This window comes from Lysobacter capsici (assembly GCF_014779555.2).
Taxonomy (GTDB): Bacteria; Pseudomonadota; Gammaproteobacteria; order Xanthomonadales; family Xanthomonadaceae; genus Lysobacter; species Lysobacter capsici.
Genome location: NZ_CP094357.1, coordinates 3464245 through 3488329 on the forward strand (window position 1 = coordinate 3464245; position 24085 = coordinate 3488329).

Annotated in this window: 19 protein-coding genes; 13 read left to right on the plus strand and 6 right to left on the minus strand. The window is 67.9% G+C overall.

The genetic code is table 11. The features are described from left to right. Window positions 1-8: 8 nt before the first annotated feature. Entirely contained in the window at window positions 9-1601 is a 1593-nt protein-coding gene (locus tag IEQ11_RS13935; RefSeq protein ID WP_191821836.1) for a transglycosylase SLT domain-containing protein, read from the minus strand. A 208-nt stretch (window positions 1602-1809) separates the two neighbouring features. On the opposite strand from IEQ11_RS13935, the gene IEQ11_RS13940 reads away from it, so the two are divergent. The 3 genes from IEQ11_RS13940 (at window position 1810) to greB (ending at window position 4451) form a co-directional block, all read left to right on the plus strand. Beyond that, entirely contained in the window at window positions 1810-3345 is a 1536-nt protein-coding gene (locus IEQ11_RS13940) for a helicase HerA-like domain-containing protein (protein ID WP_191821835.1), read from the plus strand. Between the two features lie 79 nt (window positions 3346-3424). Then, window positions 3425-3919, plus strand: a complete 495-nt coding sequence (locus IEQ11_RS13945) for a copper resistance protein NlpE (protein ID WP_191821834.1) — start codon at window positions 3425-3427, stop codon at window positions 3917-3919. 7 nt (window positions 3920-3926) lie between these two features. Beyond that, a complete protein-coding gene (greB, locus tag IEQ11_RS13950) occupies window positions 3927-4451 on the plus strand; it encodes a transcription elongation factor GreB (protein WP_046656812.1) in 525 nt (174 codons plus the stop codon). A gap of 52 nt (window positions 4452-4503) precedes the next feature. On the opposite strand, the gene IEQ11_RS13955 is transcribed toward greB, so the two are convergent. Both IEQ11_RS13955 and IEQ11_RS13960 read right to left on the minus strand, forming a co-directional pair. Further along, window positions 4504-5724 (minus strand): cytochrome P450, encoded by a 1221-nt coding sequence (locus tag IEQ11_RS13955; RefSeq protein WP_191821833.1) that lies wholly within the window; start codon window positions 5722-5724, stop codon window positions 4504-4506. 425 nt (window positions 5725-6149) lie between these two features. Next, entirely contained in the window at window positions 6150-6557 is a 408-nt protein-coding gene (locus IEQ11_RS13960) for a hypothetical protein (RefSeq protein WP_191821832.1), read from the minus strand. Window positions 6558-6689: 132 nt separating this feature from the next. Between IEQ11_RS13960 and IEQ11_RS13965 the strand changes: the two genes are divergently transcribed. From IEQ11_RS13965 to IEQ11_RS13995, 7 genes are all read left to right on the plus strand, one after another. After that, entirely contained in the window at window positions 6690-7526 is an 837-nt protein-coding gene (locus IEQ11_RS13965) for an MmyB family transcriptional regulator (protein ID WP_191821831.1), read from the plus strand. A gap of 5 nt (window positions 7527-7531) precedes the next feature. Further along, the gene (locus tag IEQ11_RS13970) at window positions 7532-7996 is read left to right on the plus strand and encodes an SUKH-3 domain-containing protein (protein ID WP_191821830.1); all 465 of its coding nucleotides are present in this window, start codon (window positions 7532-7534) and stop codon (window positions 7994-7996) included. Between the two features lie 467 nt (window positions 7997-8463). Next, entirely contained in the window at window positions 8464-8835 is a 372-nt protein-coding gene (locus IEQ11_RS13975) for an FKBP-type peptidyl-prolyl cis-trans isomerase (protein ID WP_247024853.1), read from the plus strand. Between the two features lie 1095 nt (window positions 8836-9930). Then, entirely contained in the window at window positions 9931-10371 is a 441-nt protein-coding gene (locus IEQ11_RS13980) for a roadblock/LC7 domain-containing protein (RefSeq protein WP_051547469.1), read from the plus strand. 125 nt (window positions 10372-10496) lie between these two features. After that, the gene (locus tag IEQ11_RS13985) at window positions 10497-10856 is read left to right on the plus strand and encodes a roadblock/LC7 domain-containing protein (protein WP_036108591.1); all 360 of its coding nucleotides are present in this window, start codon (window positions 10497-10499) and stop codon (window positions 10854-10856) included. Window positions 10857-10908: 52 nt separating this feature from the next. Next, window positions 10909-11871, plus strand: coding sequence for a hypothetical protein (locus IEQ11_RS13990; protein WP_191821829.1), 963 nt, complete (start codon window positions 10909-10911; stop codon window positions 11869-11871). A 28-nt stretch (window positions 11872-11899) separates the two neighbouring features. Continuing rightward, window positions 11900-12427: a GTP-binding protein gene (locus tag IEQ11_RS13995; RefSeq protein WP_046659115.1), complete on the plus strand. Its 528-nt coding sequence runs from the start codon at window positions 11900-11902 to the stop codon at window positions 12425-12427. Window positions 12428-12494: 67 nt separating this feature from the next. On the opposite strand, the gene IEQ11_RS14000 is transcribed toward IEQ11_RS13995, so the two are convergent. The 3 genes from IEQ11_RS14000 to IEQ11_RS14010 all read right to left on the minus strand — a co-directional run bounded on the left by IEQ11_RS14000 (window position 12495) and on the right by IEQ11_RS14010 (window position 14386). Then, window positions 12495-13484 carry an LLM class flavin-dependent oxidoreductase gene (locus IEQ11_RS14000; protein WP_191821828.1) on the minus strand — a complete coding sequence of 330 codons (990 nt, stop codon included), beginning with the start codon at window positions 13482-13484 and terminating at the stop codon, window positions 12495-12497. 211 nt (window positions 13485-13695) lie between these two features. After that, entirely contained in the window at window positions 13696-14166 is a 471-nt protein-coding gene (locus IEQ11_RS14005) for a hypothetical protein (protein ID WP_052756263.1), read from the minus strand. A gap of 67 nt (window positions 14167-14233) precedes the next feature. After that, window positions 14234-14386 (minus strand): DUF4175 domain-containing protein, encoded by a 153-nt coding sequence (locus tag IEQ11_RS14010; protein ID WP_160309480.1) that lies wholly within the window; start codon window positions 14384-14386, stop codon window positions 14234-14236. A 476-nt stretch (window positions 14387-14862) separates the two neighbouring features. On the opposite strand from IEQ11_RS14010, the gene IEQ11_RS14015 reads away from it, so the two are divergent. The 3 genes from IEQ11_RS14015 (at window position 14863) to IEQ11_RS14025 (ending at window position 24067) form a co-directional block, all read left to right on the plus strand. After that, complete coding sequence (locus IEQ11_RS14015; RefSeq protein WP_191821827.1) at window positions 14863-20793, plus strand: alpha-2-macroglobulin; 5931 nt, start codon at window positions 14863-14865, stop codon at window positions 20791-20793. After that, window positions 20790-23168, plus strand: coding sequence for a penicillin-binding protein 1C (pbpC, locus tag IEQ11_RS14020; RefSeq protein WP_191821826.1), 2379 nt, complete (start codon window positions 20790-20792; stop codon window positions 23166-23168). Before IEQ11_RS14015 ends, pbpC begins: the two co-directional genes overlap by 4 nt. Before the next feature lie 137 nt (window positions 23169-23305). Next, entirely contained in the window at window positions 23306-24067 is a 762-nt protein-coding gene (locus IEQ11_RS14025; RefSeq protein WP_191821825.1) for a hypothetical protein, read from the plus strand. Window positions 24068-24085: the final 18 nt, after the last annotated feature.

A 24085-nucleotide genomic window follows, 5' to 3' on the forward strand; every position in this document is an offset into this window, starting at 1 on the left:
GGCGCGGATCAGCCCCCGCAGCCGCTCAACTTGAGCGTCTGCCCCGGCTTGACCATATAACGCGGGCCCTTGATGCCGTTGGCCTTGGCCAGCTGCTTGGTGTCGCACTGGAACTTCTGCGCGACGTCGGTCAGGGTCTGGCCGCGCTGGACTTTGTGAGTGCGCGGCGTGGCGGGCTTCTTGGCCGGCGCCGGCTTGCCGGTGGCCACCGTGGTCGGCACGCCGGTGGCGACGGTGACCGGCACCGTGCCGTCCTCGCCCGTGGCCTCGGCCGGCAACACGGTCAGCGGGCCGGTGCGCACGATCGCGGTGGTCGCATCGCTCATCACCAGGGTGCGCGCGAGTTCGGCGCGCTTGCCCTGCACGCACCAGCGGTTGTACAGGCTGACCATCTTCGGCGTGGCGTTGAGCGTGGTGCCCGCGGCCAGGTAGCTTTCGCCCTTGTAGCGCGGATTGAGGTTGCGCAGCGCGCGCATGTAGCCGTCGCGGCTGCCGCTGCTGCCCATGCAGATGGTCAGCTCGTAGATCGAGGTCGGCTTGACCAGGCGCATCGTCGCCGCCTTGTTGTCGATCTTCGGAAACTGCAGGCCGTATTCGCGCGGATGCAGGAACAGCCAGGCCGCGGCGATCACCATCGGCACGTAGTCGCGGGTTTCGGCCGGGAACTGGTTGTAGACCGATTCGTCCCAGAAATTGCGTCCGCCGCTGGCGTTGTTGATGCGCAGCGCGCGGCCTTCGCCGCCGTTGTAGGCGGCCAGCGACATCTCGATGCTGTTGTTGAGCTGCCCCAGGCGTTCGTTCAAATATTCCGCCGCCGCCTGCGAGGACGCGCGCGGATCGTAGCGGGTATCGAAACCGCTGCCGTCGTCGCCCAGGCCGAAGCGCTTGCCGGTGGCGAACATGAACTGCAACGGCCCGGCCGCGCCGGCGCGCGAGGTCGAATGCACGCGGCCGTTGGATTCCTTGGCCATGATCCCGAACAGCAGCGCCTCGGGCAGGCCTTCGCGCTCGAACGAGGGCCACATCATCTGGCGCATGTACTGATAGTTGTCGTAACTCTGCATCAGCGGGCCGCGCATGTCGGTCAGCCAGCGGCGGATGCCGGCCTGCACCGCCGGGTTGTACTGGACCATCTTGACGAAGCGCTGGCCGTCGTCGCTGAGCAGCGCGGCCGCGCGCGCGGCCTCAGGCACGTCGGCGGCGAAGTTGTCGCTGTCCAGCGCGGTGGCGTCGTCGCTGTCTTCGTTGCTGACCGCCGAGGCGTCGGCGTTGGCCTTGAGCAGGCGCTTGTAGCCGGCCAGCATGGTGTTGACCTGGCAGCCCTTCTGCTTCAGGCAGACTGCGATCACGTCCTCCATGTCCTCCAGCGCGGCGTCGCTGTCCTGGCGGCCGCTGGGATCGGCGTTGCGGATCTTGACCAGGGCCGACTGGTAGCGGGTCTCGGCCGATTGCATGCGTTGGGTCAGCGCGTCGACCGCGGCCTGATCGCGCTTGGACAACGCGGCGGCTTCGGGAGCGAGACAGCACAGGGCCAGTGCGACGGCGAGCGGCGCGAACAAGGCGCGGCCATTGAACGAAGCGAAGCTTAAGGAAACGGGCATGAGGGCGCGCGGCAGGTCCTTGTTGCGGGGGGCCAGGGTAACGGCGCGGGTCCGCGCGCGGCAAGAACTGCGACGCGATCGGGTTTTCCGTGCGTGGCGAGTGGCTCGGCGGTCTTGACGGCCATCGACACGCCGCCGGCGTTCACGAACCACCCACGCCTGCCGCTAGAATCGGCGGCTTGCTCCCACTCGAACCACGGACGCGGACATGGCCCCGACCCCCGACGCACGCCCGAACGACATCCTGCTCGGCAAGGCCGTCACCACGCCCGACAGCGGCCTGGTCTACCTGCACACCAAGCTCGGCAATCGTCACGGCCTGGTCGCCGGCGCCACCGGCACCGGCAAGACCGTCACCCTGATGACCCTGGCCGAAGGTTTTTCGCGCCAGGGCGTGCCGGTGTTCCTGGCCGACGTCAAAGGCGACGTGGCCGGCCTGGCGATGCCCGGCGCGGCCAACGACAAGCTGCAATCGCGGCTGACCGAGATCGGCATCGCCGACTGGGCCCCGGGCGCCAGCCCGGTGGTGTTCTGGGATCTGTTCGGCAAGCTCGGCCATCCGGTGCGCACCACGGTCAGCGAAATGGGCCCGACCCTGCTGGCGCGCATTCTCGAACTCAACGACACCCAGTCCGGCGTGCTCGACATCGTGTTCAAGCTCGCCGACGACCGCGGCCTGCTGCTGCTCGATCTGGAAGATCTGCGCGCCCTGCTCGGCCTGGTCGCCGACGAGCGCAAGGACATCTCGACCAGCTACGGCCTGGTCAGCACCCAGTCGGTCGGCGCGATCCAGCGCTCGCTGCTGCGCCTGGAGCAGGAAGGCGGCGATCATTTCTTCGGCGAACCGGCGCTGCAGTTGGCCGACCTGATGCGCACCAATACCGACGGCCGCGGCGTGGTCAATGTGCTCGCCGCCGATTCGCTGATCCTCAAGCCGCGCCTGTACTCCAGCTTTTTGCTGTGGCTGCTGTCGGAACTGTTCGAACAGCTGCCCGAAGTGGGAGATATCGACAAGCCCAAGCTGGTGTTCGTGTTCGATGAGGCGCATCTGTTGTTCGACGATGCGCCGCCCGCGCTGCAACAGCGGGTCGAACAGGTCGTGCGCATCATCCGTTCCAAGGGCGTGGGCGTGTACTTCTGCTCGCAGTTCCCCGACGACATCCCCGACAACATCCTCGGCCAGCTCGGCAACCGGGTGCAGCACGCGCTGCGCGCGTTCACCCCCCGCGACCAGAAGGCGGTCAAGACCGCGGCGGAAACCTTCGTGCCGAACCCGGCCTTGAACGTGGCCGAGGCGATCTCGCAGCTCGGCACCGGCGAGGCGCTGGTCTCGACCCTGCAGGACAAGGGCGTGCCGATGCCGGTCGAACGCACCCTGATCGCGCCGCCGCGCTGCCGCATGGGCGCGATCACCGAGGCCGAACGCGCCCAGGTGCGCGCGACCAGCCCGATCGGGCCGAAGTACGACACCGCGATCAACCGCGAGTCCGCCGCCGAGATGCTGCTGCAGCGCGCCCAGGCCGCGACCGAACAGGCGCAGACGCCGCCGGCCAAGACCCGCGAACAGGACGATCAGGAAGAAGGCGGCTTCGGTCAGGCGGTCAAGGACGCGGTGTTCGGCACCAAGCGCCGCCAGGGCATGGTCGAGGCCATGGCCAAGCAGACCGCGCGCACCGTCGGCAACCAGGTCGGCCGGCAGATCCTGCGCGGCCTGCTCGGCGGCATCTTCGGCGGCAAGCGCTGAGAGCGCCCGCACACGCGACCGCATCGCTCGTTTCAACCCGACACCCGTTCGTTTCCACTCATTGCACAGGAAGCCGCACATGAATCAGAAACTGCTCGCTCTCGCCTGCCTCGCCGCGCTCGCACTGAGCGCCTGCAACAAGCCCGCCGAAGCGCCGGCCGCGCCGGCCGAAACCGCCAAGGCCGCCGAACCCGCGCCGGCGCCCGAGCCCGCCCCGGTCGCCGAAGCGCCCAAGCCCGGCTTCGACGTCGCCGCCTTCGCCGGCAGCTTCAGCGGCACCCTGCCCTGCGCCGACTGCAGCGGCATCGACACCAAGATCGAATTCAAGGCCGACGGCAGCTACGCCATCGACGAGACCTACCAGGGCAAGAAGGACGGCGCCGCCAAGGGCGACGGCACCTGGACCGCCGAGGAAGACGGCAAGCGCCTGCGCCTGGATCCGAACAGCAAGACCGATCCCGATCGCCTGTTCGAGGTCGTCTCGCACGAGGAAATCCGCCAGCTCGACACCGAGGGCAAGGCGATCACCTCGCAGGCCAACCTCAGCCTCAAGCGCGCAAGCGCGGCGCAGTAAGGCCGACATGGGTCGCTGGCGTCCTCCCGCCGAACACGGCACGGCCCTGATCACGCGGGAGGGCCACGCGCGGCTCAAGCACGAACTCGACGACCTGTGGCGGATACGCCGGCCGGAAGTCGTCAAAGCCCTGGCCGCCGCGGCGGCCGAGGGCGATCGTTCGGAAAACGCCGAATACACCTATCGCAAGAAGCAGCTCGGCGAAATCGACCGGCGCGTGCGTTACCTGAGCAAGCGCCTGCCGCTGCTGCGGGTGATCGAGACCACGCCGAGCGACCCGCAGTCGGTGTTCTTCGGCGCCTGGGTCGAGGTGGAGAAAGTCGCCGACGGCGAGCTGGCGCGGTATCGGATCGTCGGCCCCGACGAAACCGACGCGCGCCTGGGCCATATCAGCATCGATTCGCCGCTGGCGCGGGCGATGCTCAAGCGCCGGGTCGACGACGAATTCGAAGCGATGCTGCCCGGCGGCATGGCGCGGTTCGCGATCGTGCAGGTCGACTACAGCGGCCCGGGACCGAACGCGCCGGACTGAGCGCGGCGCACCGTCGCATCGCGCCAGGCCGATGCACGAGCGCATAAAGCGCTCAACGCGGGCGAGGCGAAACCACCCCGACGAAATCGGTCGGCACCGCGAAGCCTTCCTTGCGCATCCACGGCGCATGCACCGGACTGAGATCGCAGCGGAAGTCGCGGACCATCATCGCGCAGAACAACACCAACTGGGCATGCCCGACCGAGGCGCCGACGCACGAGCGCGGGCCGAAACCGAACGGCACGTAGGCGCCCTTGGCTTCCTGCCGTCGCGACGACAGCCAGCGGTCGGGATCGAACACTTCCGGCTCGTCCCAGTACTCCTCGGAGTGATGCAGGATGTACGAGCTCAACTCGTAGATCTGGTCTTTCCTGACCGACACGCCGTCGAGCTCGATGTCGCGCTGGGCGACCCGCCGGGTCACGAACGGCGTCGTCCACAGCCGCATCGCTTCCTTGATGAAGCGCATGGTGTGCGGGAGTTTGCGGATCGGCAGGGTGTACAACTCCTCCCACTCCAGCGCGTCCATTTCCTCCTGCAGGTGCTCGCGCCATTGCGGGTACTGCGACATCGCATACACCAGACAGGCCGCCATCATGCCGGGCACGCCGGAGATCGCGATCATTTGCACCGTGACCAAGTAAGTGACGCGATCGACCCCGATGCGATCGACCAACCCGAGCAAGGGCTGAGTGAAGTCGTCGCGTGATTCGCCACGCGCGACACGTTGTTTGATCTGCCGCGTGATCGCCCGCGTCGCCGCGCGGTGCAGCAGGAAATCCGGAATGCGCCGCCACAACGGCACGTGTTGTTCGAGCTGGACGCGAAAACGCAGTTCCTGCTCGGCGATCAGGGTGCGCAGATCGCGGCCGTCGATGCCGTCGATCGCCAGCGGAATCAGCGCGCGCGACACCGTGCGCCACATCAGCTTGGTCAGGTCTTGCTCGGATCCGGTGTGTTCACCGAGATAGGCCTGCATGCGCTGGTGCAATGCGCGCATCTGTCCGGGCGTGACCAGGGCGCCGCTGCGCTCGGTCAACAGGGTGCGCACTTCGCGCCAGGTCACCGGTTCGGACTTGCGCATGCCGAGCACGTCGGCGAGCGAATCGATGACCTTGAGATCGTCGGAATTGATCTTGTCGACCTTGTTGGCCAGGGCCGGGCTGAAAATGCCGACGACGCCTCCGGGCAACGGAAGCACCGGGCCTTCGCGACGCACGCGCTCGAGCAGGCGCGCCGCGGGATCGTCCGCGGGATCGGGTTGGGTGGTCAAGGAGCGCCTCTGTCTGAGAGGAAGGCGACCGGCGATCGGCCGCCCTCCTTGTTCACATCGTCCTGATCACATCGTCCTGAACGCGTCAGGCAAACGTGCGGATAGAGCCCAGGATCAGAATTCCACCCACAGCGGCCACGTCTTCCACAGGCTGCTGGTTTCGTTGGGATGGATGTTCATAGCGACACGAGCAGCGCGGAGCAACCTTGCCATCTCTCATCTCCTTGTCTATGAGTACGTATCAGTACGCAACGGTGGACTGCGCGGCGAAAACCGCACAGTACCGGCCTTATAGCACCGCGTTTCCGCAAGGGTCTACCTGTCAGAAATACGCTTGCCACGACGTGTTGCGACAATGGAAATCTTCGTGCGCATCACAGAAAACCGCTGACGAGGCGACTACTTTTGTCGGCTGTCCGCTCGCCTCACGCCGCCTTGAGTTGGCGGCGCAACCCGAAGAACTGCAGCTCGGCGAACACCGCCACCACCGCCGCCTGCGCCAGCACGAAGGTCAGACCCAGCGCGTTCGGCGCGATCGCCCCCTCGACCAGCACCAACACCGAGCCGGCGACCCAGGCGAGATTCACCCCGATCACCGTCCACGCCAGCGAAGGCGCGATCGGCTTGCGCGTCGCCACCCAGCCCACGAACAGCATCCAGGCCAGCAGCACCGCGCCGCCGCCGCGCAGCCAGCCCGGATCGATCGCGAGCAAGCGCGACAACGGCGCGGTCGCGGCGAGCTGCAGCAAGCCGGCGGCGCCGGACACGCCGGCGTCGAGCACCAATGCGCGGCGCAACAAGGTCGAAGCCTGCGATTGGAAGGTAATGGCCATGATCGTTCTCCTGTGGGTGATCGTCGTGATCGTTCGTGTTTGCTTGACGCCATCACACACCCGCGCCCGCGGCCGGTCGATTACGTGCCAGGTAATGCCAACGCGCACCGCCGCTGGGCTATCGTGGCCGGCATGAACGATCAACGCCCCGTGGGCGAGCTGCTGCGCGATTGGCGCCGCCGCCGCCGTCTGACCCAATTCGATCTGGCCGGCCTGGCGCAGATCTCGACCCGCCATGTCAGCTTCATCGAGACCGGCCGTTCGCTGCCGAGCCGGGCGATGCTGCTGCGCCTGGCCGACCGCCTCGACGTGCCCTTGCGCGAGCGCAATCAGCTGATGACCGCGGCCGGTCTGGCGCCGATGTATTCCGAACGCAGCCTCGACCATCCGGCCCTGCACGAGGCCCATGCCGCGATCGAACTGGTGCTGTACGGGCACGAGCCGCATCCGGCGCTGGCGGTCGACCGGCACTGGAATTTGATCGCGCACAACCGCGCGGTCGCGCCGCTGCTCGCAGGCCTGCCCGACTTCCTGCTCGCGCGGCCGGCCAACGTACTGCGCGCGAGCCTGCATCCCGAAGGCCTGGCCACGCGCATCGTCAATCCCGGCGAATGGCGCGCGCACATCCTGCATCGGCTGCGGCATCAGATCGACACCACCGGCGACCCGGTGCTGCAGGCGCTGTACGAGGAACTCGCCGCCTACCCCGCGCCCGAGGATTACGACGAAACCGAACTGCCGTCGTCACTGCACGTCGCCGTGCCGTTCCGCCTGCGCAGCGAACTGGGCGAACTGGCCTTCATCAGCACCACCACCGTGTTCGGCACGCCGATGGACGTGACCTTGTCGGAAGTGGCGATCGAATCGTTCTTCCCCGCCGACGCCGCGACCGCGCAGGCGATGCGCGCGTTCGGCGCCAGCCTGACGCCGGACGATCCGGCGCAAGGCCGCATGCGCGACGGGCACTGATCGCGATGCACTGGCGGTTCGACCCCGAAACCCGCGCCGCGCTGCAGCGTCACGGCTGGCGCGACGATCGCGACGTCGAAGTCGGCGCGATCCAACGCGCCTGGGAGAGCGACGGCTACGACGTGTTCGCCAGCGGCCTGCGCTTCGCGCGCGCTTTCGCCGGGTTGCGCCTGCGCCATCCGTCGTGGTCCGGCGCCGATACCGATGAGTCCGTCTTCGACCCGATCCTCGCGGTCGCGCGTTTCGACCGCGCCTGGGCCGGCGAGCGCTACCAGCCGGCGGCGAAGCAGCGCCTGCTGCCGATCGGCCAGGGCTACAGCGCGCATCTGACCTATCTGATCGGCGACGACGGCGCGATCTTCGGCGGCTACGACGACAGCCTGCGCCGTTTCGGCGACAGCGTCGAAGATGCGCTCGGGAATATTCTTCTGCGGCGCAATCAGCGCATCGTCGCGATCGCGCTGGATTGAGCAGGGTCTGGCGCGGCGGCGATCGTTCGCGGCGTCGCTGGACGTACGCGACGCGGTACATCGCGCCGCCGTGGGCGAGCGCGCATCGCACGATTGCTTCGCGGGCAATCGCTCGACGCGCATCCGATCGGCTCGATCAAGGCGAACGACGGCCGTCGCCCGCTTCGCCGGCCCCTAGGCAGCAAGCCCTCATCCGCGCGTAGAGCGCGACCACCGAAGCGCTTGCCGAGACCGCGCCGCGCGCTTAACGGCTAAGCTGTAAACCCGTCATCGCCAAACCGAGGCCGCGCGTGTCCTTCGTTCCTGATCTGTCCGCCGATGCAAACCTGCCGGCCCGCCGTGTGCGCTCGGCGCTGCGCCGCGGCCTCGCGGCCTTGCCGCTGGCCTTGGCGCTGGCCGCCGCGACCGTGAGCCTGAGCGCCTGCAAGCGTCCGGCCGCGCAAGAAGAGCAAGCCGCCGCGCCGAAGGTGTTCAGCGGCCGCATCGCCCAGTTCCAGACCATCGACGAACGCCCGGGCACCGGCGCGGTCGCCCAGTCGGGCCAGGAAGTGATCGTGCAGTACACCGGCTGGTTCTACGACGAAAAGGCCGTGAACAAGCGCGGCAGCAAGTTCGACAGCTCCTACGACCACGGCAAGCCTTTCAGCTTCCTGCTCGGCGCCGGCCGGGTGATCCGCGGCTGGGACGACGGCGTGGCCGGCATGCGCGTCGGCGGCAAGCGCGTGCTGATGGTCCCGCCGGACATGGCCTACGGCCGCGACGGCGCCGGCGGCGGCGTGATCCCGCCCGACGCCTCGCTGGTGTTCGAGGTCGAATTGCTGGGCGTGCAGGCGCATTGAGTCGGCGCACGGGCCCGGCCCGCTAGCCGGCCAATCGAATCGCCGGATGCGATGTTCGCGACTGTAGGAGCGGCGTAAGCCGCGACCACGACACTTCATCTGCATCGATACCAGCGCCGAAGGCGTTGTCCCGCGGTCGCGGCTCACGCCGCTCCTACAGGGGGCGGCCCTGAATCACCGCGACCGGGGTGCGAGGTTCGCGACTGTAGGAGCGGCGCAAGCCGCGACCGCGACACTTCATCTGCATCGATACCCGCGCCGAAGGCCTGATGCCGCGGTCGCGGCTCGCGCCGCTCCTACAGGGGGCGGCCCTGAATCACGACGACTGGGCTGCGACGTTCGCGACTGTAGGAGCGGCGTAAGCCGCGACCGCGACACTTCATCGACATCGATACCGGCGCCGAAGGCCTGATGCCGCGGTCGCGGCTCGCGCCGCTCCTACAGGGGGCGGCCCTGAATCACGGCGACCGGGATGCAACGTTCGCGACTGTAGGAGCGGCGCAAGCCGCGACCACGACACTTCATCTGCATCGATGCCCGCGCCGAAGGCGTGGTCCCGCGGTCGCGGCTCGCGCCGCTCCTACAGGGGGCGGCCCTGAACCACGGCGACCGGGCTGCGACGCTTGCGACTGTAGGAGCGGCGCAAGCCGCGACCGCGACACTTCATCTGCATCGATACCCGCGCCGAAGGCCTGATGACGCGGTCGCGGCTCGCGCCGCTCCTACAGGGGGCGGCCCTGAATCACGGCGATCCGGATGCAACGTTCGCGACTGTAGGAGCGGCGCAAGCCGCGACCGCGACACTTCATCTGCATCGAGACCCGCGCCGAAGGCCTGATGCCGCGGTCGCGGCTCGCGCCGCTCCTGCAGGGAGCATCCCCAAAGCCAGCGCTCGCGCGACTCGAACCGCCCCAGCACCAACAAAACTTTGCTTATCCGGTCGTTAGCAAGCGACTGCAAAAACTGACAGTGGGTCGGTGGTTCCTGTCCGCCACTTGCCCTACACTGTGACGCAATGCATATTTTTTTGTGATTTATTACACTAATTAGTCACAGCACAATCTGCGTCAAGCGTGCTCAGGGGATCGCAAGGACATGCAGCAAACCACGGTGGAATTGTTGTTGGGGCGACTGGAATCGTCCCACCGTACCGAGAATTCGCTCGGCGTACTGCTGACGGAGGAACTCGCGCGCTGCAAGCAGCGGCTGCCGGACCTGCGCACGATCTGCGTGTCCACCGCCGACGGCCGGCCGCTGGCCGAACTCGAATCCGGCCAGGCCGATGCGCGCCGGATCGCGGCGATGGCCAATTCCTTTCTGACCCTGGGCGAGACCCTGGCCAAGGAGGTCAAGCTCAGCGGCGCCGATTACGCGACGGTGTGCACCTCGCGCGGCAACATCGTGCTGTTCCGCATCGATGCGCCCAAGCCGCTGACCCTGCTGGCGATGGCCGGCAGCGACACCAACCTGGCCTTGCTGCTGGTCGCCACCCGCGACTGCGCCACCCGCATCGGCGCCCTGCTCGCGCGCCGCTGATCCCGTATACGCCGCCCTCGCGCGCATCCGCGCGCGCGCGGCGAATGCGCGCAGCGGCCGCAACCGCGCCACCCGCTACACGCCCGACCCACCGCACTTCCCATCGAACCGCAACGGAGCCGCACATGTCGAAACTGCAACTGGACGAACTCAACAACCTGGCCGGCTTCGTCGGCGCTGCGCTGGTCGACAGCGACAGCGGCATGGCGCTGGCCACCTCCGGCGGCGGCAACGTCGATCTGGAAGTCGCCGCGGCCGGCAACTCCGAAGTGGTGCGCGCCAAGCGTCGCGTCGCCGAGCAGCTAGGCCTCAACGACACCATCGAAGACGTCCTGATCAGCCTGAGCAAGCAGTACCACCTGATCCGCCCGCTCGAAAGCAACCCGACCTTGTTCCTGTACGTGGTGCTGGACCGCTCGCGCGCCAACCTGGCGATGGCCCGTCACGAACTCAAGTCGTTCGAAAAGACCCTCGACTTCAAGTGATGGCCGCGCGGCCGCGCGCCATAACCGCCACCGGTTGATGCGAGACACGCGCATGCCATCGTCCAAACGCTACCTCGTCGTCAGCGCCGATCTCGACAAATCGCGGCATGCGCGTCTGCATGCCGCGTGCGTCGGCCTGCGCGAGCAAGGCATCGAGATCGACCTGCAGGCGTGGAGCGATCGCCCCGCGCATCTGCTGGTCACCGGCACCGAAACCAGCCTGAGCCGCAACGCGGTCGAGCAGGCGATGCGCCGCGGCATTCCGGTGTTGCGCATCGGCCGTCTGCCGTGGGATCCCGATTCGGTGCATTCGGTCGACATCAATATCGAGGCCGGCGAGCTCGGACGCAGCCTGCGCGAACGCCTGCGCCACGGCCGCGACGACGCCGAGGCCAACGGTACGAGCGCCGCCGGCGCGCTGCCGTTCGTGCAACACCTGTTGAGCGCGCCCAAGGGCCTGTACCTGTTCGAATCGGGGCTGTTCCGCCTGGTCGCCGATCTGGGCGCCTCGCGCATGCACATGATCCGGCGCATGCCCTACCCGGAGTTGGTCGCCGAAGCGATGAGCCCGAACTGGTTCATCACCGCGCTGACGCAGAAGCAGTACGTCGAGAAATACCGGCAGGACGTGACCCAGAGCTATTCGCTGGAATCCTTGCTGTGGGACATCGCCATCGCCCACGACGCGCCGCTGGCGCAGGTCGATCCGCTGCGTCCGCTGCAACTGCGCGGCTGGCCGCTGATGCCGTCGACCGCGTTGCCGACGCAATGGCTGCTGCCGCTGGGGTGTCTGTTGCGCGGTCCGTGGTCGCTGCCGGCGCTGGCCGAGGCCACCGCCACGCCGCACGCCGAATTGAAGCGGCTGTTCGCGGTCGCCCTGGCCACCGGACTGGCCGAAGCCGCGCCCGCCGCGATGCCCGCGCATCGTCAGGGCGGATCGTCCGAACTGGGTTTGATCCGACGCCTCGCGCGCCGGTTCGGCCTGAATTTCCTGGGAGCCGGCAGTGGCCAGTGACGTGATCAAACTCGCCTTCGTCGGCGGCATGGGCGCCGGCAAGACCACCGCGATCCGCGCGATCTCCGACGTCGAACCGGTCAGCACCGAAATGCCGATCAGCCATGCGCTGATGGGCGAGAAGACCCACACCACGGTGGCGCTGGACTACAGCACCATCGAACTGGACGGCGGCGAGCTGCTGCACGTGTACGGCGTGCCGGGCCAGCGCTACCTCAACTTCATGTGGCCGCTGGTGTGCGACGGCGCGGTCGGCATCATCGTGCTGGTCGCGGCCGATGCCGGCGATATGGTCGCGCAAACCGACATGCTGCTGGTCGAGTTCGCCAAGATCGCGCCGCAGGCCTCGTTCGCGGTCGGGGTCACCCACACCGACGTGAGCAACGATTTCGGCCTGCTGCATTTCCGCGACGCGCTGACCCAGCTCGGCCACAAGCTGCCGGTGGTGCGGCTGGACGCGCGCGACGGCGCGCAGGTCGAGGCCTTGATCCGGATATTGCTGTCGTACCGCTACGCCGAGTCGGTGGTGAACCAGCGCGCGTCGACATCGGTCTGAGCCGACGCCAAGACAACCACAGCGCAAGGCTCGCCGCGGCGAGCCCTGCGTGTTGTCGCCGTAACGACTAAGCGATCGCCCGCAACGCCTGCGCCGCCAGTTCGAACGAGCGCAGCCGCGCGCCGTGGTCGAACACGTTCGCGGTGATCATCAGTTCGTCCGGCCGATGCCGCTCGATGAAGGCGGCGATGCCTTCGCGCACTTCAGGCGGGTCGCCGACCACCGCGCAGGCCAGCGCCTGGGCCACGCCGGCTTTCTCGATCGGCGTCCAGAAGGTTTCGATGTCATCGATCGGCGGCGGGATCAGCCCGGGCCGGCCGCGACGCAGATTGACGAAGGACTGCTGCTGGGTGGTGAACAGACGCTTGGCCTGCGCGCTATCGTCGGCCGCGACCACGTTCAAGGCCAGCATCGCGTGCGGCCGCTGCAGGCGCGCGGAGGGTTTGAAATCGCGCCGGTACAAGGTCAGCGCTTCGTCCATCGCATCGGGCGCGAAATGCGAGGCGAATGCGAACGGCAGGCCCATCGCCGCCGACAGGCGCGCGCTGAACAGACTCGATCCGAGCAACCACACCGGCACTTCCAGCCCGCCGCCGGGCACGGCCTGCACGGTCTGACCCGGCTGCACCGGGCCGAAGTAATGCAGCAGTTCGGCCACGTCCTGCGGAAAGCTATCGGCGCCGTCGTAGTAGCGACGCAGCGCGCGCGCCGTGGCTTGGTCGGTACCGGGCGCGCGGCCCAGGCCCAGGTCGATGCGGTCCGGGTACAGCGATGCCAGGGTGCCGAACTGCTCGGCGACCTGCAGCGGCGCGTGATTGGGCAGCATGATCCCGCCCGCGCCGACCCGGATCGTCGAGGTGCCGCCGGCGATATGGCCGATCAGCACCGCGGTCGCGGCGCTGGCGATGCCCGGCATGTTGTGGTGTTCGGCCAGCCAGTAGCGGTTGTAGCCCAGCGCTTCGGCATGACGGGCCAGGTCCAGGCTGTTGGCGAAGGCCTGACGGGCGTCGCTGCCCTGGGTGACGGGGGCGAGGTCGAGCACGGAATACGGCAGCATGCGGAAGTGTTCCGGGGAGAGTGCATACGATCTGGGGGCCATGGCGCGCGATTCCAGCGGCGTATTCGGTCCGGATCGGCGTTTCTGTGTTGCCTTGGTGGCCCTTATCGCAGGATGCGGCATTGCCGCGCCCTCGCCCCAACCCCTCTCAGCTAGCGGGAGAGGGGGCTGGAACGCAGTGCAGGAAGCAAGACGATGACCGTCGTGGGCTTCAGAACAGGTCGAACTTCAAACCCTCGCGCTCGTTGTCCCAGATCGTGCAGAACACCCACCAGCGCCCGTGCTCATGGCACAGCTGGATGCTGTTGGCGCCGCGCTTGAGCAGCACCGGCGAATCGGCGCTCGGGCGCGCGTCGTACTTGCTCCACACGTGCGCGATCTGACCGAAGCGCTCGATCCGCTGGTCGGTCTCGACCTCGTAGAAGGACTGCGTGGCGAACAAGCCCTCGACGTCGGCGATATAGCTTTCCACGTCGAACACCACCGCGCGGGTCGAGCCGTCGGCCTCGACCACGGTGCGCAGGCTCAGGCCGCGCGGGTGATACAGATAGCGGAACCGCGCCCAGTCGCGCGGCGCCCCGGCCGGGCCGGAGATGCATTCGTAGATCGCGCGGACCAGGCGACCGATGTCCTGGGTGTCGGCGATCCATTGCGCGGGCACGGCTTGATGCGAGTCGTTCATGACGCGGCACACTCCTCGGTGATGATCTGAATTCGAATCGACAACCAAGCGGACACCGATGCCGGCCTCAGCCCGGCATCGGCCAGCCCGCGAGCGGCGCGATCAGCCAGTACAAGCCGCCGATCACCAGCAGCCACATCGCGCCCTTGAGCAGCAAGCCGACCAGTTTGAACGCCAGATACAACCCGGCGATTACGACGAGGATGGCGACGATGTCCATGCAGGCTCCAGCAACAAAACGGCCCCGAGCTTAGAACGTGCGGCTGTTACCGACCAAGTGCCACAGGCAAGGGGTGTCGTCGCAGGGCTGAAGCCGCGGGCAAGGCATCGCGGCGACCACAGGCATGCACCTGCCAGCTTTGTCAGGTCGCGGCGCGAAAGCGCGCGACTTGCTGTCACTATCAGGCCATGGCCCGGACCAGAGCGGCCTCGCCACCGGGTCGGTCAGCGCGTTCGCAGCCCGGTCTTCGACCCGCCGCCAACCGCCGCCGACACCCCGCAATAAAAAAATCTCGACAAGCCGACGAACGGCAGGAACAATTTCCTAACATTTGGGTCTACCGCATCGATCGATACGCGTATGTGCCGCAAAGCACACCCCGCGCGATCGAAACGTAGTCGAAACTCTTGGGGACCGGCCGGGCAGGATCGCCCGGCCCGGCACTAGCCACCGCACCACGGATCGGAATCTCCGCAATGCAAACCTCTGCCCCGCCCCCGCAACCGGCTCCCGCCGCGGAGTCCGGCGACGCCGGCCGCCCGAAACCTTGGACGCGCGCCAGCCGCGCCGTGTTCGGCGACATCGCCTGGTCGCCGCCGTCCTGGCTCGCCGCGCTGTTCGCGCGCATCCGGCAAAAACCCGGCCTGTATCTGGGCAGCCTGCTCGGGCTGATCGTGGTCGGCTCGCTGAGCTATTGGTTGGTCACCCGGCCCAAACCGGTCATCCCCGGCGCGCTCACGATCGAACTGCACAGCCCCGAGCTCACCGATTACGACCGCACCCCGCCCAAGGTCGACAGCCTGCGGCTGAGCTTTTCCGACTCGGCCGCGCCGATCAAGCAAGTCGGTTCGGCGCCGGTCGGGGTGACGATGACCCCGGAACTCAAGGGCGCGTGGACCTGGGAAGACGACAAGACCCTGGTGTTCACCCCGTCGGAAGACTGGCCGGTCAAGACTAAGTATTCGATCGAACTCGATCCCAAGCAGACCGTCGCGCCCAAGGTCGTGCTGCAGGAGAACGCGTTCGAATTCGAGACCGCGCCGTTCAAGGCCGAGATCGCCAACAGCGAGTTCTATCAGGACCCGCAGGACCCGGCGCTCAAGAAAGCCGTGTTCGAACTCAAGTTCTCGCACCCGGTCGATGAAACCGAACTGCAGCGGCGCATCGCGCTGAAGCTGGCCGACGGCGCGTCGACCGCGCTGGCCGCGCCCAAGTACACCGTCACCTACGACGAACGCAGGCTCAAGGCCTGGGTCCATTCCGAACCGCTGACCCTGCCCGAGAACGGCGGCACCGTGGTGCTCGACCTCGCCGCCGGCGTGCCCGCCAAGCGCGGCGGCACCGGCAGCGCCGACAAGCTCAGCGCCAGCGTGCGCCTGCCCTCGCTGTACAGCGTCAACGTCAGCGACGTGGCCGCGACCCTGGTCGAGAACGAGCGCTTCGAACCCGAACAAGTGCTGGTGCTGACCTTCAACAACGCCATGCGCGACACCGACGTGGCCGGCGCCGTGCGCGCCTGGCTGCTGCCGGCCAAGGACCCGCGCCGTCCGGCCGCGCAGCAGAGCGGCAATTACAGCTGGTCGCAGAGCGATGTCGACGAAGCCGTGCTCAAGGCCGCCACCGCGCTGCCGCTGAGCGCGATGCCGACCGAGCGCGAATACATCGAAAGCCACAGCTTCAAGTTCCAGGCCCCGCCGGGCCGGCGCATCTACCTGCGCGTCAACAAGGGCCTGAAGGCCTTCGGCGGTTTCATGCTCGGCGCCAACTACGCCAGCGTGCAGACCGTGCCCGAGTACCCCAAGCTGCTGCGTTTCGTCGGCGACGGCGCGCTGCTGTCGCTGCGCGGCGAACGCCGGATCAGCGTGGTCTCGCGCAACGTGCCGGCCGCGCGCCTGGAGATTGCACGCGTCCTGCCCGATCAAATTCAACACCTGGTGTTCAACAACAACGGCAGCTACGACAAGCCGACCTTCTACAACCTCAGCGCCGACAGCCTGGTCGAACGCGAGGAAAAACGCCTGGTGCTGCCGGCCGAGAACCCGGCCAAGGCTCATTACGAAGGCGTCGACCTGGGCCAATACCTCAAGCCCAACCGCCGCGGCGTGTTCCTGCTGAGCCTGCGCACGATGAGCGAGTCCGACCGCAATCGCAGCGCCGCCGAAACTTTGGCCGACGACGCCGGCAGCGAGGAAGACACCCGCCTGATCGTGCTGACCGACCTGGGCATCGTGGTCAAGCAGGCGATGGACGGACGCCGCGACGTGTTCGTGCAGTCGCTGTCCAACGGCACGCCCGTGGCCGGCGCGCGCGTGCGCGCGGTGGCCCGCAACGGCGAGACCCTGATCGAAACCGACACCGACGCCAGCGGCCGCGCGCAGTTGCCGTCGCTGACCGGCTTCAAGCGCGAAAAACAACCGGCGATGCTGACCGTCAGCCAGGGCGAGGATTATTCGTTCCTGCCGATCGACGACTACAAGCGCAAGCTCGACTACTCGCGCTTCGACATCGGCGGCGAACCCAACGACCTGGAGGCCGGCGCGCTCAACGCCTTCCTGTTCTCCGATCGCGGCCTGTACCGGCCGGGCGACACCATCAACATCGGCATGATCGTGCGCGCCGCCGACTGGAAGCGTCCGCTGACCGGCCTGCCGCTGGAATGGGAGTTCACCGATCCGCGCGGCAACGTGGCCAAGCGCGAGAAGCTCAAGCTCAGCGAACAAGGCTTCGAAAGCGCGAGCTTCGCGCCGAGCGACAGCGCGCCCAGCGGCACTTGGCAGATCCAGTTGTTCCTGCTCGGCCGCGACGATCAGCGCACCACGATCGGCTCGACCTCGGTGCAGGTGCGCGAGTTCGCGCCCGACACGATGAAGGTCAGCGCCAAGCTGTCCTCGGATAACCCCAACGGCTGGATCAAGCCCGAGCAGTTGTCGGCGACGGTCGAGGCCGAAAACCTGTTCGGCACCCCGGCGCAGCAGCGCCGGGTCGAAGGCACGATGGTGCTGCGTCCCTACTTCCCGAGTTTCGCCCAGCACCCGGGGTATCAGTTCTTCGACCCGCAGCGGGCCAAGGAAGGTTACGACGAAGCGCTCAGCGACCAGACCACCAATGCCGACGGCAAGGCCGAGTTCAAGCTCGACCTGACCAAGTACGAACGCGCGACCTACCAGCTGAGCTTCCTGGCGCGCGCGTTCGAACCCGGCAGCGGCCGCAGCGTCGCCGCGCAGACCACCGCGCTGGTGTCGAACAACGATTTCCTGGTCGGCATCAAGCCGGTCGACGATCTGAACTACGTCAAGCGCGGCGCCAAGCGCGCCCTGCAGTTGCTCAGCATCGGCCAGGACGGCAAGCCCAAGGCGGTCGACGGCCTGCATGCGGTGGTGGTCGAGAAGCGTTATGTGTCGGTGCTGACCAAGCAGGATTCGGGCCTGTACCGCTACGTCTCGCACGAACGCCGCTACGACCTGCGCGATCAACCGGTCGCGATGGCCGGCGGCCGTCAGACCGTCACGCTGCCGACCGACCAGCCCGGCGACTTCGTGCTCGAAGTGCGCGGCGGCGACGGCAAGGTGCTCAACCAGATCGGCTACCGCATCGCCGGCGCGGCCAACCTGAGCCGTTCGCTGGAACGCAACGCCGAGCTCAGCCTCACCTTGTCCAAGCCCAGCTACAAGCCGGGCGAAACCATCGAGATCAGCATCCGCGCGCCGTATGCCGGCAGCGGATTGATCACCTTGGAACGCGACAAGGTCTACGCCCACGCCTGGTTCCGCGCCGACAGCAGCGCCAGCGTGCAGAAGATCACCGTGCCGGCGGATTTCGAAGGCAACGGCTACATCAACGTGCAGTTCCTGCGCGATCCGAACTCCGACGAGATCTACATGAGCCCGCTGTCGTACGGCGTGGCGCCGTTCGCGGTCGATCGCAGCGCGCGCACCCAGCCGCTGACACTGGATTTGCCCAAGGTGACCAAGCCCGGCACGCCGATGACCGCGGATGTCACCACCGACGGCAAGGCGCGCGTGGTCCTGTTCGCGGTCGACGAAGGCATCCTGCAGGTCGCGCGTTATCGCGTCGGCGAGCCGCTGGATCACTTCTTCCGCAAGAAGGCGCTGCAGGTCGACACCGCGCAGATCCTCGACCTGCTGCTGCCCGAGTTCAGCCGCATCGCCGCTTCGGCCGCGCCCGGCGGCGACGGCGAAGGCGGCATGTCCAAGCACCTCAATCCGTTCAAGCGCAAGACCGAGAAACCGGCGGTGTGGTGGTCGGGCATCGTCGATGTCGACGGCGCGCATCAGTTCAAGTTCACCCTGCCCGATCACTTCAACGGCAAGGTGCGGGTGGTCGCGGTGGCGGTCACGCCCGAACGCATCGGCGTGATCCAGCGCGATGCGATCGTGCGCGGCGATTTCGTGCTGACCCCGACCGTGCCGACCCATGTCGCGCCCGGCGACGAGTTCGACCTGCCGGTCGGCGTGGCCAACACCATCGAAGGCGCCAAGAGCGCGGCGCAAGTCGCGGTGAGCCTGCAACTGCCGCCGTCGCTGACCCTGGTCGGCGCGGCGCCGGCCGCGGTCTCGATCGCGCCGCGCAGCGAAACCACGGTGCGGTTCCGGGTGCGCGCCGGCAATGCGCTCGGCGCCTTGCCGATCGGCATCCAGGCCGCCTCGGGCAGCGCGTACAAGGCGCAGCGACGGATCGAACTGTCGTTGCGACCGGCGCTGGTCGCGCGCCAGGACCTGATCGCCGGCCGCGCCGACAAGCGCACGGTCATCCAGCCGCTGCGTTCGATGTACGACCAGCACGCCACGCGCCAGGTCTCGGCCTCGGTGTCGCCGCTGGTGGCGCTGGACGGGCTGAGCGCTTACCTCGGCGATTATCCGCACCAGTGCAGCGAGCAGTTGCTCAGCGGCGCGTTCCCGGCGCTGGTGCTGCAGTCGCATCCCGAACTGGGCAAGGTGATCGGCCCGGGCGCGGGCAATCCCAGGCTCGGCATTATCGACGTGCTGCGCTCGCGCCAGAACAGCGAAGGCGGCATCGGTCTGTGGACGGCGACGCCGGACGCCGACGATTTCGTTACCGGTTACGCGGCGCTGTACCTGCTCGAAGCGCGCGACCGCGGTCAGGCCGTGCCCGACGACCTGCTGCGTTCGCTCAACAGCTATCTGGAACAGATGGCCGCCGACCGTTCCGGCAACGATCTGGCCTCGCTGCGCAGCCGTGCCCTGGCCGTATACCTGCTGGTCCGTCAGGGCCGCACCGCAAGCAACCTGCTCAGCGGCGTGCATGAGCAGATCAAGCGCGATCAGCCCAAGACCTGGGAAAACGACGTGGCCGGTCTGCTGATCGCGTCGAGCTACCAGTTGTTGCAGCAGGACAAGGCCGCGCGGCCGCTCGCCAACAAGGCGCTGATCCGCGCCAACCGCAACGCGCCGGCCGCGGCCAGTGCGTACGCGGATTACTACGACAACGGCATCGACCAGGCCTGGACGGTGTACCTGCTCAATCGCCACTTCGCCGCGCTGTCCAAGGAGCAGCTCAAGCCGGCGGCGCTGGAACGCCTGCTCGATCCGCTGCGCAACAACAGCTACAACACCTTGTCCTCGGCGCTGACCGTGCTGGCGATGGACGCCTACGCCGGCGCGCAGCCGCAGCAGCCGCTGCCGGTGCTGGAAGCGGCCGGCAAGGACGGCAAGTCGCGGCGCATCGGGGCCGCCCAGGGTTCGATCGCGCGCGGCGGTTTCGCCGGCGGCGATTTGCGCCTGTGGGTCGCGCCGGGCGGCCCGGCGCCGGCCTGGTACCTGGTCAATCAAAGCGGCTTCGATCGCGCGCTGCCCAAGGCGGTGCAGGACAAGGGCCTGGAAGTGATCCGCGATTACCTCGACGACGCCGGCAAGCCGATCGCCGCGCTCAAGCAGGGCCAGGAAGTCACCGTGCGCCTGCGGGTGCGCGCGTTGGGCGCGCAGGCGCGCGGCAATATCGCGGTGGTCGACCTGCTGCCGGGCGGTTTCGAACCGGTGATGCAGTACGCCGCCGCGCCGACCGCCAGCGATGCCGGCAGCAGCGATTCGGAAGAGGAAGGCTGCGAGGAAGAGTGCGGCGACAGCGAAGGCGGCGATGAAGACGGCCAGCCTTCGCGCGACGGCGCGGATCCGAACGCCGCGCCGCAGCAGACCCTCGCCCTGCCCGGTTCGACCTTCACGCCCGAGCATGTCGAGCAGCGCGAAGACCGCATCGTCCTGTACGGCGATGTCGGCAGCGCGGTCACCGAGTTCAAGTACAAGGTGCGCGCCAACAACAGCGGCAAGTTCGTGGTGCCGCCGGTGTACGCCGAGTCGATGTACGAGCGCTCGGTGTACGCGCAGGGCGGCCCGGCCGGTGAGTTGCAGGTGACCGTGCCGACGCCATGACCGTGCGCGCAATCCTGCGCCGCGGCCTGCGGCGATGGCGGTGGTGGCTGCTGAGCCTCACCGTCCTCGCCGCGATGCTGATCGGCGCGCGGTGGTGGCCCCACCCGTCGTTATCCGAATCGATTCCTCTATCCACCGTCGTGCGCGATCGCGAGGGCCGGCTGCTGCGGCTGACCCTCGCCAGCGATCAGCGTTACCGGCTGTGGGTGCCGCTCAAGGACATCTCGCCGCAACTGGTCGAAGCGGTGATGCTGCAGGAAGACGCCTGGTTCCGCTGGCATCCGGGCTTCAACCCGATCAGCCTGGTGCGCGGCGCGTGGTCGACCTATGGCAGCGGCGAGGCGCGGATCGGCGGCTCGACCCTGACCATGCAGCTCGCGCGTCTGCGCTGGCGCCTGCAGACCCGCGACGTGCGCGGCAAGCTGGTGCAGATCGCGCGCGCGCTGCAACTGGAATTGTTTTATTCCAAGGACGAGATCCTCGAGGCCTACCTCAACTTCGCGCCCTACGGCGGCAATATCGAAGGCGTCGGCGCGGCCAGCCTGATCTACTACCGCAAGCCACCCGATCGCGTGACGCTTCCCGAATCGCTCGCCTTGGCGGTGCTGCCGCAAGCGCCGTCGCGCCGCGGCAAACTCGCCGCGCGCGAAGACGACGCCTTCTACATCGGTACCGGTCTTGAGGCCGCGCGCGCCCGCCTGTATGCGCGCTGGCGCGAGCGACACCCCGAAGACCTCGCCGAGGACGCGCTGCTGAATCTGCCGCTGCGCCTGCACAGCGCGCGCGAACTGCCGTTCCGCGCGCCGCATCTGGTCGACCGGGTATTGGCCGAACGCGCCTGGCATCCGCAGGCCGGGCCGGAACTCAAGACCACGCTCGACGCGCGCCTGCAACGCCTGCTCGAAGAACGCGTGCGCAATCATCTGCAACGCGAACGCAGCCGCGGCCTGCGCAACGCCAGCGCGATCCTGATCGACACCCGCGACATGGGCGTGCGCGCGCTGGTCGGTTCGGCCGATTACTTCGACGCTTCGATCCAGGGCCAGGTCAACGGCAGCGACGCCAAGCGTTCGCCCGGCTCGACCCTCAAGCCCTTCATCTATGCCCTCGCCCTCGACCAGGGCGTGCTGCATCCGCAGACCGTGCTGCGCGACGTGCCCAGCGCGTTCGGGCCGTACACGCCGGAGAATTTCGACGGCCGCTTCATGGGCCCGGTGACCGCGACCGAGGCGCTGGTGCGCAGCCGCAACATCCCCGCGGTCAGCGTCGCCGCGCAGCTCAAGCAACCCACGTTCTACGACTTCCTGCGCCAGGCCGGGGTCAGCCGCATGGCCAGCAAGGATCACTACGGCCTGGCCCTGGTGCTAGGCGGCGGCGAAGTGACGATGGAGGAACTCGCGCGCATGTACGCGATGCTCGGCAACGACGGACGCTTGCGCCCGCTGCGCTGGCGCGAGGACGATCCGCAGGAGGAAGGCGCGCGCCTGCTCAGCGCCGAGGCGTCCTACATCACCCGCGACATGCTGCGGCAAAATCCGCGCCCCGACGCGGGTTCGCAACCGGCCTCGCGGCCCTTGCCGGTGGCGTGGAAGACCGGCACCTCGTGGGCGTTCCGCGATGCCTGGAGCGCCGGCATCGTCGGCCCTTACGTGCTGGTGGTGTGGCTGGGCAATTTCGACGGCTCCAGCAATCCGGCGCTGATCGGGGTGGAAGCCGCCGCGCCGCTGTTCTTCGACATCGTCGACGGCCTGCAGGCCGCGCGCGTGGATCTGGCCGAACCGGCGCGGCAATGGCCGATCAACATCAAGCGGGTCGAAGTGTGTCGCGCCAGCGGCGATCTGCCCAACGCGTGGTGCCCGCAGCGCGGCATGACCTGGTTCATTCCGGGCAAGTCGCCGATCCGGATCAGCACCGTGCATCGCGCGATCGCGCTGGACCGCGCCACCGGCCGACCGGCCTGCGGACGCTTCGACCCGAGCACGATGCGCACCGAGGTGTTCGAATTCTGGCCGTCGGACCTGGCCCAGGTGTTCGTGCAGGCCGGCATTCCGCGACGACGGCCACCCGCCGGCCACGAGTGCGGCGGCGCGCAGGACTGGCTGGGCTCGGCGCCGAGCATCACCTCGCCCTACCGCGCCACCCGTTACACGATGCGGCTGTCGCATCCCGACCAGGTCAACCTGAGTCTGGCCGCGACCGTCGACGCCGATGTGTCGAAGGTGTTCTGGTTCGTCGGCAACACCTTCATCGGCAGCGCCGACGCCGGCAAGGCGCTGGCGTGGACGCCGGACCGCACCGGCCAGTTCCGTCTGTCGGTGGTCGACGATCATGGCCGCAGCGACGAACGCGAGATCGAGGTCGCGGTGGTGCAGTAGCGCCGCCGCCCAGGGGTCTGAGTGGCGCTGGCGAGAGCCTGTTGGAAGTCGCTGAAAAATAGGCTCGTCATTTCCGCGAATGCGGGAATGACGAGCAAAAAACGCGGGTGCCGCGATCCGGCCGACCCTGGCGTAGGATGACGTTCGCCATCATCCCAAAGCCCCTCATGCCGCGTTCGCCGAGCGTTTGCCTATCGCCCGCCCTGCTGGCGCTGGTCGTGTCGATTCCCGGTGCGTTCGCGATGTCGCCCGCCTCCGCGGCCACTGTCTCCAACGAGCAATCCGTCGCCACACTCGCCCGGGGCTGCTGGGCCATACGCGGCGCCGCCGACGACGGCGTGGCACGCCGATTGAACTGGCGCGAAGCGAAGCTATCGCCCTCGGGATTGTTCGGCGAAATCCACCGCGTCGTCCCCGACCCGCGCGAGCGTTCGCTGCAACTGGCGCTGACCAATCACGGTTCCCAGTTGATCATGGCGGTTCTTCCCGACGGCGCCAACGACGACGGCGCCACCCTCGCCTGGCCGGCGAAGATCCCCCTGCAACCTGCCGATCCACGCACGTGGCGGCCCATCGACAGGTTGCAACTCTCGTTCACCGCGCGCGCATGGCGCATCGTGTTCGAGCACGGCGATATGCCGACCACGCTCAGCGACCGCCCGGCGATACCCGGTACGCACACGGCCTATTATCAGCAGCGGCACGGCCCGATTATTCTCCGGCTCGAAGTATCGGCCGACCGATTGCGGATGCAGACGATCCTGCTGGCGGAGCGTCTTCCCGATCCCACCATCGGACCGCAACTGGAGTTGCTGTTCGAAGGCCGGCGCGAGAGCTGCGATGCGGCGACCGCCACGCCGCCCGCATCCGATCCCCGTCTACCGAAGCGGCGACACTGAACGCCATCGTGCCCGCGC

Excerpts from the sequence above, each read along its gene's own strand:
- IEQ11_RS13935 (WP_191821836.1), bottom strand. The coding sequence starts at position 1,601 with ATGCCCGTTTCCTTAAGCTTCGCTTCGTTCAATGGCCGCGCCTTGTTC.
- IEQ11_RS13940 (WP_191821835.1), top strand. The coding sequence starts at position 1,810 with ATGGCCCCGACCCCCGACGCACGCCCGAACGACATCCTGCTCGGCAAG.
- IEQ11_RS13945 (WP_191821834.1), top strand. The coding sequence starts at position 3,425 with ATGAATCAGAAACTGCTCGCTCTCGCCTGCCTCGCCGCGCTCGCACTG.
- greB (WP_046656812.1), top strand. The coding sequence starts at position 3,927 with ATGGGTCGCTGGCGTCCTCCCGCCGAACACGGCACGGCCCTGATCACG.
- IEQ11_RS13960 (WP_191821832.1), bottom strand. The coding sequence starts at position 6,557 with ATGGCCATTACCTTCCAATCGCAGGCTTCGACCTTGTTGCGCCGCGCA.
- IEQ11_RS13965 (WP_191821831.1), top strand. The coding sequence starts at position 6,690 with ATGAACGATCAACGCCCCGTGGGCGAGCTGCTGCGCGATTGGCGCCGC.
- IEQ11_RS13970 (WP_191821830.1), top strand. The coding sequence starts at position 7,532 with ATGCACTGGCGGTTCGACCCCGAAACCCGCGCCGCGCTGCAGCGTCAC.
- IEQ11_RS13980 (WP_051547469.1), top strand. The coding sequence starts at position 9,931 with ATGCAGCAAACCACGGTGGAATTGTTGTTGGGGCGACTGGAATCGTCC.
- IEQ11_RS13985 (WP_036108591.1), top strand. The coding sequence starts at position 10,497 with ATGTCGAAACTGCAACTGGACGAACTCAACAACCTGGCCGGCTTCGTC.
- IEQ11_RS13990 (WP_191821829.1), top strand. The coding sequence starts at position 10,909 with ATGCCATCGTCCAAACGCTACCTCGTCGTCAGCGCCGATCTCGACAAA.
- IEQ11_RS13995 (WP_046659115.1), top strand. The coding sequence starts at position 11,900 with ATGGGCGCCGGCAAGACCACCGCGATCCGCGCGATCTCCGACGTCGAA.
- IEQ11_RS14000 (WP_191821828.1), bottom strand. The coding sequence starts at position 13,484 with ATGCTGCCGTATTCCGTGCTCGACCTCGCCCCCGTCACCCAGGGCAGC.
- IEQ11_RS14005 (WP_052756263.1), bottom strand. The coding sequence starts at position 14,166 with ATGAACGACTCGCATCAAGCCGTGCCCGCGCAATGGATCGCCGACACC.
- IEQ11_RS14010 (WP_160309480.1), bottom strand. The coding sequence starts at position 14,386 with ATGGACATCGTCGCCATCCTCGTCGTAATCGCCGGGTTGTATCTGGCG.
- IEQ11_RS14015 (WP_191821827.1), top strand. The coding sequence starts at position 14,863 with ATGCAAACCTCTGCCCCGCCCCCGCAACCGGCTCCCGCCGCGGAGTCC.
- pbpC (WP_191821826.1), top strand. The coding sequence starts at position 20,790 with ATGACCGTGCGCGCAATCCTGCGCCGCGGCCTGCGGCGATGGCGGTGG.
- IEQ11_RS14025 (WP_191821825.1), top strand. The coding sequence starts at position 23,306 with ATGACGTTCGCCATCATCCCAAAGCCCCTCATGCCGCGTTCGCCGAGC.